Source organism: Streptomyces sp. NPDC042638 (assembly GCF_040647235.1).
In the GTDB taxonomy this organism is placed as follows: domain Bacteria; phylum Actinomycetota; class Actinomycetes; order Streptomycetales; family Streptomycetaceae; genus Streptomyces; species Streptomyces rameus.
In genome coordinates this window covers 1-10934 of record NZ_JBEZBT010000060.1, presented here as the reverse complement: position 1 = coordinate 10934, position 10934 = coordinate 1, and the positions used below count along the sequence as shown (strand labels likewise).

The following is a 10934-nucleotide window of genomic DNA, read 5'->3' as shown; positions in this document are numbered from 1 at the left end:
ACCGCGCCTCCCCACGCTGCCGAACGGCTCTCTCCCGCACCCGAGTGGCGGCTCAGCCGTCGGCCACGAGGTCCGCCCACACCTGTTTGCCGCCGCTGACCGGGACCGTCCCCCAGGCCTCCGACACGGCCTCCACCAGCAGGATGCCCCGGCCGCCGGTCGCCTCCCAGCCGATGCTGGTGGGCTGTACGGGGCTGCGCGGGCAGGAGTCGGCGACGGCGAGCCGCAGCCGGCGGCCGACCAGGCTCATGTCCAGCCGGACCGGGCCGCCGGTGTGCACGAGGGCGTTGGTGACGAGTTCGGAGACCACCAGCAGGGCCGCGTCGACCGTGTGCTGGGGCACGTCCCAGGCGCGCAGGGTGCGCCGGGTGAAGCGGCGGGCGTGCCGGGCCGCCTCCGGCACCCGCCACACCGTCCAGCTCTCCCGCAACGGCCGTACGGCCATGCCGTCGTAGCGCATCAGCAGCAGGGCCACGTCGTCGCCGCGGTGGGCCCCGGTGAGCAGGGCGTCGGCGACCAGGCCGAGGTGGGCGGGGTCGGCGGCGGCCAGTTCGCGGGCCAGGCGGTCCATCCCGGCGTCGAGGTCGGCGTCGTGGGTCTCCACCAGGCCGTCGGTGGTCAGCGCGAGCACGGTGCCGGGCCGGAGCCGCAGCGGGGTCATCGGGAACTCCGCCTGGGTCAGCACCCCGAGCGGCGGACCGCCCTCGGTGCGCAGGATCTCGGCGGCACCGTCCGGGTGGCGCAGCACCGGCTGCAGATGCCCTGCGCGCACGCACCAGGCGGTGCCCCGCTCCATGTCGACGTCGAGGTAGGCGCAGGTGGCGAAGAGGTCGGTCTCCATGTCCAGCAGCAGCCGGTTGGCGTGGGCGACGACCACGTCCGGGGCGTGGCCCTCGGCGGCGTAGGCGCGCAGCGCGGTGCGCATCTGGCCCATCAGCGTGGCGGCTCCCGCGTTGTGTCCCTGGACGTCGCCGATGACGAGGGCGACGTGGTTGTCGGCGAGCGGGATCACGTCGTACCAGTCCCCGCCGACCTCCAGACCGGCCGTGGTGGGCAGATAGCGGGCGACGGCGACCGCGCCGGGCAGCCGGGGCAGCCGGCGGGGCAGCAGGGTGCGCTGGAGCATGCCGACGAGCTCGTGCTCGGCGTCGAAGGCGTGGGCGCGCAGCAGGGCCTGGCCGGTCAGGGCGGCGCTGGCGGTGAGCAGGGCGCGTTCGTCGGGGGCGAAGTCGTGCGGGCTGTCCCAGCCGATCAGGCAGGCGCCGGCCAGCCGGCCGCCGGCGGGCAGCGGCAGCACGGCGAGGCCGCCGGGGCCGACCTCGCCGAGGGCGGGCTCCAGCACGGAACCGGCGGGCCAGATCCGGGCGCGGCCCTCGCGCAGCGCGGCGGCCAGGGTGGGCATGGCGCGCACCGGCGCGTCGGGCCACTCGGTGCGCCACTCGCTGCGCCACACCTCGGGCCACGCCTCGGGCTCGGGCGGGTCGAGGACGGTGACCACCAGCCGGTCGTTCTCCAGTTCGGCCAGGGCGATCCGGTCGGCGTGCAGCGGTGTGCGCAGGGCGGCGACGACGGCCCGGCCGACGTCCTTGACGGTGCCGGCGGTGGCGAGGGCGGCGGCCAGGCGCTGAACCCGGGCGACGTCGGTGACGTCCGAGCGCAGGGTGGAGGCGTCGGCGACGGTGCCGACGAGCCTGGCGGGCCGGCCCCCGCCGCCGGGCAGCAGCCGGCCCCGCAGCCGCAGCCAGGCGGGCGGCCCGGCGGCCCGCAGGATGCGGAACTCCAGCTCGCGGTCGCCGATGGACATGTGGTCGGGCTCGACCACGGACATCAGCGCGGGCAGGTCGTCGGGCACCGTGCGCCCCAGCAGGGTCTCCACCCGGCCGTCGAAGCTCTCCCGGCCGATCCCGAACAGCCGCAGGATTCCCGCGCCGACCTCGATCCGGCCGGTGTCCATGGCCAGGGTGAAGGCGTCCTCGGGCAGTTCGCCGGTGTCGTGGGCGTCGGCCGGGACGGGTACGGCGACCGCCCGGGCGATCAGCTCCAGGCAGGACCGGTCGTCGGTGCCGAAGCCGCCGGGATGCTCGCCGGCGGCCAGCAGACAGCCGGCGCCCGCCGGGCCGAGCGGCAGGACGGCCACGGAGAACGCGACCGGGGAGGGGGTACGGCGCGCGTCCGGGCCGTCGGCCAGCTCGACGGGGCCGAGCCACAGCGGCTGTCCGGTGCGGTGCACCTCGGCGACCGGGGAGGTACCGGCGGCCGGGTAGCAGTCCCGCAGGCCGTACAGGGTGCGGGGCAGGCCGGCCGACTCGGCGAGGCGGAGCAGCGCGGGGTCGTCGCCGGGCGTGTACACCCCGGCGAAGGCCGCCCCGGCGAACACGAGCGCCTGTTCCAGAACCCGGCGGAGCCGGTCGGGGGTGACCGGCTCGGCCGTCAGCGAGGCGAGGGCGACTTCGGCACGCTCCACCCTGGTTCCGCTGATCGCAGCGCCCTCACTCACCACGTCGCCATTACAGCGCGTGTGAGCCACCTGCGCAGCCCCTGTGCACGTGAGCGGTTCCCGGTGGCGGCCGCAGCGGGGTACGGAGGTCAGGCGGCCGGCGTCCGGATGCCCTTGCTGAGGGTGGCCGTCACCGCGGCGGCGGTGACCAGCAGGGGGAAGACCAGCATCGCCGGTCCCGGGCTCCACCGGGCCAGCAGCGCGCCGGCCAGGACAGGGGCGAGCGCGGCGGCCGAGCCCGCGGCGAGCAGCACACCGCTGACCACACGGCCCTGCAGATGGTCCGGTGTGACGGCGGCCTGACGGCCGAAGAGCGCGGCGTTCGCCGTGGGCCCGAGGAACACGGCGAACGCCAGCGGTACGGCGGCCAGGACGGAACCGGCCAGCAGGGTGCTGACCGCCATCAGCGCGGCGGTCGCCCAGCACAGCAGCGTGATCAGCACGGGCAGCCGCAGCCGCCGCTGGAGCGCCGGGGCCGCGAAGGCGCCGAGGAACCCGCCCAGGGCGAAGACCGTGCCGGCGAGGCCGACCAGGAACGGGGAGACGCCGGCGCGGCGGAGCGCGAGGGTCATCGCGAAGATCATGCCGGTGAAGGCCATGTTCAGCGGGGCGGCGATCACCAGCAGGGCCCGCAGGAACGGATGCCCGAACAGGAAGCGCAGGCCCTGCGCGGCGGAGGCGCCGGCGGAGGGGGCCGCCTCCCGACGGGCCTGCTGGAGAGGGCGCCGGATACGGGAGACGGCCACGAGGGAGAGCAGGAAGCTCAGCGCGTTGCCGAGGAAGGGCAGGGCCCGGCCGAGCCCGAACAGCAGGCCGCCCAGCGGCGGTCCGGCCAGGGAGACGCCGTAGGTCCGTGCCTCGTTGCGGGCCACGGCGGAGGTGAGCTCGCCGGGGCGGACCAGGTTGCGCACCGAGGCGTGCTCGGCGGTGCTGAAGACGGCCGTGGCGGCGGCACCGACGACCACCACCGGGAGGATCACCGGCAGGCTTGCCGTGCCGGCCACGACCGCCCAGCCGAGGAGGGCGTACACGGCGAGCCGCAGCACATCGCAGCCGATCATCAGCCGGCGCCGGTCGAAACGGTCGGCGAGGACGCCGGCCGGCAGCCGGCACAGCAGGGCGGTGACGAGCCCGGCCGTGCCCACGAGTCCGGCCCGTGTCGGGGACCCGGTCCGCTCAAGCACCAGCAGGGGCAGGGCCAGATCCACCATGGCGCCGCCCAGGTCGGACAGGCACTGCCCGGTCCACAGCAGGTTGAAGTCGCGGTTGCGCCACAGCCCCGGCGGCTGCCCGGTCTCCGCCACCGCCTCCGCGGCGCCCTCACCGGCGGGCGGCCTGCTCATACCGGGTCCTCGACGGCCGCCGCCCGGACGCCGCCCTCGGCGCCGGCCGCACCCTCGGCACCCGCCGCTCCGCCCGGGTGCGTGGTCGGGATGACCAGGAGCTTCGTCACCGAACCGTCGTCGCCGACCACGTCCCGGACGTGGCGGAAGCCCAGGCGGCGGCACATGGCCAGGCTGGCGGTGTTCTCGGCGCCCACCATGCCGTACGCCTCGCGGAGACCGAGGTTGTCGGCGGCGTGCCGGAGCAGGCCGCGCACCGCCTCGCCGCCCAGTCCGTGCCCCCAGTACGCGGGGGCGAGCGCGGTGACCAGCTCGTGGCCGTCGACGTTGCCGGTCGGCTTCACCTCGGCGTGGCCGACGTAGGCGCCCGCCAGCCACAGCCCCCACACGTCGAACCGGCGCTGGGGGTAGATGTCGGTGAGGATGGCGCGGAAGACCTCGCGGATCTGTGGTTCGGGTACGAGGTCCTGCCCCATCCAGCGGCACACCTCCTCGTCGCGCAGCAGGGCGACGAAGACGTCCTCGTGTTCAGGCCGGTAGGGGAGGAACTCCAGGCGTTCGGTGCGCAGTGCAGGGGTCATGGCGGGCTCCTCGGGAGTGATGCGGTGCGGTGGGGGCCGAGGGCGGTGGGGCACCGTGACGGCGACGCGTGGGGGGGAGGAGGGGGCGCCGGGCCGGCGCGGGTGCGGCCGGCCCGGCGTGCGGGTGTGAGGTGGGGCCCCGGTCAGGCTCCGGTGCTCTCCATGCGCTCGCGGAGGCTCTTGGGCCGCATGTCGGTCCAGACCTCGTCGACGTAGGCGGAGCACTCGGCCTCGGTGCCCTCCTTGCCGACGGGCTGCCAGCCGGCGGGGACCTCGATGTCGACGGGCCAGAGGGAGTACTGCTCCTCGTCGTTGCGCAGCACCTGGTAGCGGGTGTTCTCGTCCATGTCGTGTTCCTTCGGGAGAGTGGATGGGCGGGAGAAAGGCTGGTCGGGGCGTGGTGGAGGCGGTGGGTGCCGGGTGGGGGCGCGGGGTGCGCGGGGGCCGCGCCGGGCCGTCGGCCGCAGCGGCGCCTCGCGGGGCGGGAGTGTCGTCACCGGCCTCCCCTGGCGTGCCGGGCGAGCTGGCGCAGCGCCTCGGCGAACTCCTCGGCCACCCGGCGCACGGTCGCCGTGTCGTGGACGGCGGGCCGGTGGTGCCAGGTGAAGGCGAGCCGGCCGTGCTGTACCGCGCCCACCACCTCCACCGGATGCGAGCCGGGGTCCCGGGGGTCGTGGTCCTGGCCGAAGGAGCCGTGTTCGGCGCGGACCAGGCCGCCGTCCGCGGTCTCGGGGCGGGCGTCCCACTGGCCGAGGTAGTTGAACACCACCTGGCCGTGGGCGTGGGCGCCGAGGCGCTCGCGGACCTCGGACGGGCCGAAGGTGCGCAGCGCGCCGAAGCCGATGCCGTTGCCGGGTACGGCGCGCAGCTGACGGCGCACCGACTTCACCAGGGACCGCCAGTCCCGGTCCGGACCGAGGTCGCCGGGGTCGGGCACCTGGAGGGCGACCGGGTAGACGGTGGTGAACCAGCCGACGGTGCGGGAGAGGTCGACGCCGTCGAGCAGGTCCTCGCGGCCGTGGCCCTCCAGGTCCAGGCGGACCCGGTCGTGTCCGGTCCAGCGGGCCAGTGCCAGGGCGAGGGCGGCGAGCAGCACGTCGTTGACCCGGGTGCGGTACGCGGTGGGCGCGGAGCGCAGCAGGGCCGCGGTGTCCTCCTCGTCGAGTTCCACACCGACCGTGGCGGCCGGTCCGGCCTCGGGGGGCCGGGCCTCGTCGGCCGGGGCGGGTGCGGTGTCCACCGCCTGCTCCCAGTGGGGCAGTTCGTGGTCGAGGCCGCCCTCGGCGACGTGTGCGGCCAGGCGCCGCGACCACTCCCGGAAGCTGGTGCCGCGCTCCCCCAGGGCGACCCGGCCGCCCCGGAGGGCCTGCCCGTAGGCGGTCTCCAGGTCGTCGCGCAGGATGCGCCAGGAGACGGCGTCCACGACCAGGTGGTGGGCGACGAGCAGGAGGAACGCGGGCCGGTCCGGGTCCCCGGTGAACAGGGCCGCCCGCAGCTGCGGTCCGCGGGCCAGGTCGAAGCCGGCATGCAGTTCGTCGGCGGCCTTGGCCATGGCCGCGTCCGCCTCCTCGGCGGACAGCCCGGTCACGTCGTGCCGGACGAGGATGTCGTGGCCGTCGGCGGGCGGCGGGTTGAACTGCCGCCAGCCGTGCTCGTCCCGGGTGAACCGCATGCGCAGGGCGTCGTGGTGGTCCAGCAGCGCGTCGAGCGCGGCGCGCAGCGCCCCGAGGTCCGGGGTGCCGTCGAGCTCCAGCAGCGCCGACTGGTTGAAGTGGTGGTGGGCGGCGCGGGGGGTGGTGAGGAACCACTCCTGGATCGGGGTGAGCGGCACCTCGCCGGTGACCGGGCCCGTTCCGGACGGCCGGGGCGCGGCGCGGACCACGGTGGCGAGTGCGGCGACGGTCTGGTGGGTGAACAGGTCGCGGGTGGCGACGTGCAGGCCGTCGCGGCGCAGCCGGGAGACGACCTGCATGCTCAGGATCGAGTCGCCGCCGAGCGCGAAGAAGTTGTCGTCGGCCCCGACCTCCTCGACACCCAGCACGTCGGCCCAGATACGGGCGATACGGCGTTCGGTGTCGGTGCGCGGCGCGGTCCGCGGGCCGTCCGCGGCCTGCGCGGGACCGGGTGCGGGCAGGGCCCGCCGGTCGGTCTTGCCGTTCGGGGTGAGCGGCAGCCGGTCCAGCGGGACGAACACCGAGGGCACCATGTGCGGTGGCAGCAGCCCGGCCAGGTGCAGCCGCAGCTCGCCGACGGGCAGCCCGGCGCCGGACGGTCGCGCGGGTACGACGTAGGCGACGAGCCGGGCCGGGGCGGCCGGTGCCTCCTGCATGCCGTCCCGGGCCGGGGCGCCGGGCGTTTCCGTGGCGCGTACGGCCACGACCGCGTCCCGCACCAGGGGGCTGCGGCGCAGGGCGCTCTCTATCTCGCCGGGTTCGATGCGGAACCCGCGCAGCTTGACCTGGTCGTCGGCGCGTCCGGCGAACCGGAGGCGGCCGTCGGCGGTCCAGCGGACCAGGTCCCCGGTGCGGTACATCCGCTCCCCCGGCGCGCCGAACGGGTCGGGCACGAACCGCCCGGCGGTGAGCCCCGGCCGGCCCAGGTAGCCGCGGGCGAGCCCGGGTCCGGCGACGTACAGCTCCCCGGTGACGCCGGGCGGTACGGGGCGCAGGGCGGCGTCGAGCACGTGGACGCGGGTGGCGCCGGAGGGGCGGCCGATGGACGGGGCGCCGGTGCCGGGGGTCAGCGGGCCGGTCCAGGTGGCGACCACGGTGGCCTCGGTGGGCCCGTAGGAGTTGATCATGCGGCGGCCGGGTGCCCAGGTGTCGACCAGGTCGGCCGGGCAGGCCTCGGCGCCGACGATGAGGGTGCGCAGGCAGGGCAGGGCGGCGGCGGTCTCGGGTGGGACGGTGGCCAGTGCCGCCGGGGGGATCAGCGTGTGGCTGACACGCCGTTCGGCGAGCACTTCCGCGAGCCTTTCCCCGACCAGGGGCCCCTCCTCGCCCGTGACCAGCGCGGCGCCGCTGAGCAGGGAGACGCACAGTTCCAGCACGGAGGCGTCGAAGCTCGGCGAGGCGAACTGCAGCACCCGGTCGCCGGGGCCCGCCGCGTACTGTTCGGCGGCCGCCGCGGCGAAGGACGCGAGGCCCCTGTGGGTGACGACGACGCCCTTGGGGGTGCCGGTGGAGCCGGAGGTGTAGATGACGTAGGCGGGGTGTGCGGGGCTGAGCGCGGTGGGCCGGTCGGCGTCCGTGGGTGCCGTCTGCGGGCCGTCGGCGGCCCACACCTCGGCCGGGTCGGCGAGGACCAGCCGGGCACCGGCGTCCCGGATCATGAACTCCCGGCGCTGCGGCGGGTAGTCGGGGTCCACGGGCAGGAAGGCGCCGCCGGTCTTGGCCACGGCGAGCTGGGCCACCACGGTCGCCGCCGAGCGGGGCAGCGCCAGGGCCACCACGCACTCCGGTCCGGCGCCGTCGCCGAGGAGCCGGTGGGCGAGCCGGTTGGCCGCCCGGTCCACCTCGGCGTAGGTCAGTTCCCGGTCTCCGTCGACCAGCGCCACCGCGTCCGGTGTGTCGGCCGCCTGCCGTTCGAACAGGGCGGGCAGGGTCGACTCGGGCACCGGGCGGAAGCTGCCGCGGCCCTGCTCCACCAGGGACTTCAGCTCGTCGTCGGAGGTCAGTGGCAGCGCGCCGAGCGGGCGGCCGGGGTCCTCGGCGACCGCGTGCAGCAGGGTGCCGAGCTGTCCGGCCATCCGTTCGGCCGTGAGCGGGTCGAACAGGTCGGTGTTGTAGGTGAGCAGGCCGTGCAGGGCGCCGGAGCCGGTCTCGGCGAACTCCAGGGTCAGGTCGAACGCGGCCTGGTCGGTGTCCGGTTCGACGTCGGTGACGTCGAGGCCGGGCAGGTCGAGACCGGCGGCCGGGGCGTTCTGGAGGACGACCATGACCTGGAAGAGCGGGCTGCGACTGGTGTCGCGGACGGGCTGGACCTCGTCCACGACCCGCTCGAACGGCACGTCCTGGTGGGCGAAGGCGTCGAGCACGGTCTGCCGTACCGCGCCGAGGAACCCGGTGAACGGCTGCTCCGCCGCGGCCCGGGAGCGCAGCACCAGGGTGTTGACGAAGAACCCGACGAGGGCCTGGGTCTCGGGCCGGTCGCGGCCGGAGGTGACGGTGCCGACGGCGATGTCCTCGGCGCCGGACAGCCGGGCGAGATAGGCCTGGGCGGCGGCGACGAGCGTGGTGAACAGGGTGGTGCCGTGGTCCCGGGCGAGCCGGGTGAGCCGCCGTACGGTAAGGGCGGGCACCACCAGCCGGGTGGTGGCGCCGGAGCTGGTGCGCACCGGCGGCCGGGGCCGGTCGGTGGGCAGGTCCAGCGGTGCGCTGCCGGCCAGCTGCTCCTTCCAGTAGGCGAGGTGCTCGTCGGCGCCGGTGTCCCCGGCGGTGCGCTGCCAGTGCGCGTAGTCGGCGTACTGGACCGGCAGTGGCGTCAACTCGTCTTCGGACGAACCGAGTTCGGCGCGGTAGAGGTGGGCGAGGTCGCCGAGCAGGACGGAGGTGGACCACCCGTCGGTGACGATGTGGTGCAGGGCCAGGCCGAGCACGTGGTCGTCCTCGGCGAGCCGCACCAGGCCGGCGCGCAGCAGCGGGCCCTCGCGCAGGTCGAAGGGGCGGGCACGCTCTTCGGCGAGCAGGCGGCGCAGTGCCGCCTCCCGCTCGGCGTCCGGGACCCGGGACAGGTCGCGCTCGTTCAGCGGCACGTCCTGGGGCGGGTGGACGATCTGGATGCCGTGCCCGTCGATGCTGTCGAAGGTGGTGCGCAGCGACTCGTGCCGGGCCACGACGGCGCCGAGGGCCGCGCGGAGGGCGCGGGTGTCCAGGGTGCCGCGCAGGCGGAGGGCGAGCGCGGTGACGTACTCGGCGCCGCCGGGCTCGAACTCCTGGAGGAACCACAGGCGTTGCTGTGCGTGGGACATGGGTGCGACGGCGTCGCGGGCGACGGGGACGAGCTGCGGGCGGCCGGAGCCCTGCCGGTCGCCGAGCAGGCGGGCGAGCGCGGCCGGTGTGGAGTGGGTGAACACCGCGCGGGGTGTGAGGTCGGTGTCGAAGGTCTCGGCGAGGCGGGAGGCGAGCCGGATGCTGAGGATCGAGTCGCCGCCGAGCTGGAAGAAGTCGTCCTCCACCCCGGGCGGTTCGCTGCCCAGCACCTCCCCGAAGACGGCCGCCGTGCGGCGTTCGGTCTCGGTACGGGGCTCGACCCGCGGGCGCCGGGACTCGGCGTCCGGTGCGGGCAGGGCGGCCCGGTCGACCTTGCCGTTGCGGCTGAGCGGGAGGGCGGCGAGCGGGACGAAGGCGGTCGGGACGAGGTAGTCGGGCAGCGTGCGGGCGGCGAAGGCCCGCAGCTCCTCGGCGTCCTCTGCGGCGGGTCCGACGACGTAGGCCACGAGCCGCTTGGCGCCCGGCCGGTCCTCGCGGGCCAGTACGGCGACGTCCGCGACGTCCGGGTGGGCGGCGAGCGCGGCCTCGACCTCGCCGGGCTCGACCCTGAAGCCCCGGATCTTGACCTGGTCGTCGGCGCGGCCCAGGAACTCGACGGTGCCGTCCGGGCGGCGGCGCGCCAGGTCGCCCGTGCGGTACATGCGGGTTCCGGGCGGCCCGAGGGGGTCGGCGAGGAAGCGGGCGGCGGTGTCGCCGGGGCGGCCGAGATAGCCGCGGGCGACGCCCTCGCCGGCCAGGTACAGCTCGCCGGGGCAGCCCGGCGGTACGGGCCGCAGCCGGGCGTCGAGGACGTGCACCCGCATGTCGTCGAGCGGGCGGCCGATGGGGACGGTACCGGGCACCGCCGCCGGGTCGGTGAGGGCGTGGCAGGTCGCGAAGGTGGTGGTCTCGGTGGGCCCGTACCCGTCCACGACGGTCAGACCGGGGCAGGCGGCCAGCACCCGGCGTACGGCGGGGGCAGGGACGACGTCACCGCCGGTCCACACCTGCGCCAGACCCCGGAAGCAGTCGGGCGAGTCCTGGGCGAGCAGCCGGAACAGGCCCGCGGTGAGCCACAGCGCGGTCAGCCCGCCGTCGCCGGCCAGCCGACGCAGCAGGGCGGCGTCGACGTTCCCGTCCGGGGCCACGACCACGCAGCCGCCGTTCAGGAGCGGCGCCCACACCTCGAACGTGGCGGCGTCGAAGGCCACCGGCGAATGCAGCAGCACCCGTTCGCACACCCCGCCGGCGAACCGGCTGTCGGTGGCCAGCGCCGCGACGTCCCGGTGCCGTACCGCGACCGCCTTGGGCAGGCCGGTGGAGCCGGAGGTGAACATCACGTAGGCCAGCCGGTCGGGACCGGCGGACGGAGTCCGCCCCCCGGTGCCGGTTCCGGTGCCGTCCGGCGACGGGCCGGGCCGGGCGGGTGGTACCTGCTGCCCCGCGGCGCCGGTGCGCTGGGCCGGGAGGCCGGGCCGCTCGGTGGTAGCCGCGGTCACCGCGGTGCTGGGCGCCGCGGTGGTCGTCGTACGGCGCCGGGCCC

The 10934-nt window shown here is 76.1% G+C and carries 5 protein-coding genes; all 5 read right to left on the bottom strand.

Translation table 11 applies throughout. The features are described 5' to 3' along the window. Nucleotides 1–52 precede the first annotated feature (52 nt). Nucleotides 53–2527, bottom strand: coding sequence for a SpoIIE family protein phosphatase (locus tag AB0B40_RS32545; protein ID WP_362267110.1), 2475 nt, complete (start codon nucleotides 2525–2527; stop codon nucleotides 53–55). Between the two features lie 59 nt (nucleotides 2528–2586). After that, nucleotides 2587–3840, bottom strand: a complete 1254-nt coding sequence (locus AB0B40_RS32540; protein ID WP_345060471.1) for an MFS transporter — start codon at nucleotides 3838–3840, stop codon at nucleotides 2587–2589. Next, complete coding sequence (locus AB0B40_RS32535) at nucleotides 3837–4421, bottom strand: GNAT family N-acetyltransferase (protein ID WP_345060469.1); 585 nt, start codon at nucleotides 4419–4421, stop codon at nucleotides 3837–3839. The genes AB0B40_RS32540 and AB0B40_RS32535 overlap by 4 nt, the downstream gene beginning before the upstream one ends. 143 nt (nucleotides 4422–4564) lie before the next feature. Then, nucleotides 4565–4768 carry an MbtH family NRPS accessory protein gene (locus AB0B40_RS32530; protein ID WP_345060467.1) on the bottom strand — a complete coding sequence of 68 codons (204 nt, stop codon included), beginning with the start codon at nucleotides 4766–4768 and terminating at the stop codon, nucleotides 4565–4567. Between the two features lie 146 nt (nucleotides 4769–4914). Continuing rightward, nucleotides 4915–10890: an amino acid adenylation domain-containing protein gene (locus AB0B40_RS32525; protein WP_362267107.1), complete on the bottom strand. Its 5976-nt coding sequence runs from the start codon at nucleotides 10888–10890 to the stop codon at nucleotides 4915–4917. Nucleotides 10891–10934 lie beyond the last annotated feature (44 nt).

Coding starts and splice junctions, on each gene's coding strand:
- AB0B40_RS32540 (WP_345060471.1), bottom strand. CDS start 3,840: ATGAGCAGGCCGCCCGCCGGTGAGGGCGCCGCGGAGGCGGTGGCGGAG.
- AB0B40_RS32535 (WP_345060469.1), bottom strand. CDS start 4,421: ATGACCCCTGCACTGCGCACCGAACGCCTGGAGTTCCTCCCCTACCGG.
- AB0B40_RS32530 (WP_345060467.1), bottom strand. CDS start 4,768: ATGGACGAGAACACCCGCTACCAGGTGCTGCGCAACGACGAGGAGCAG.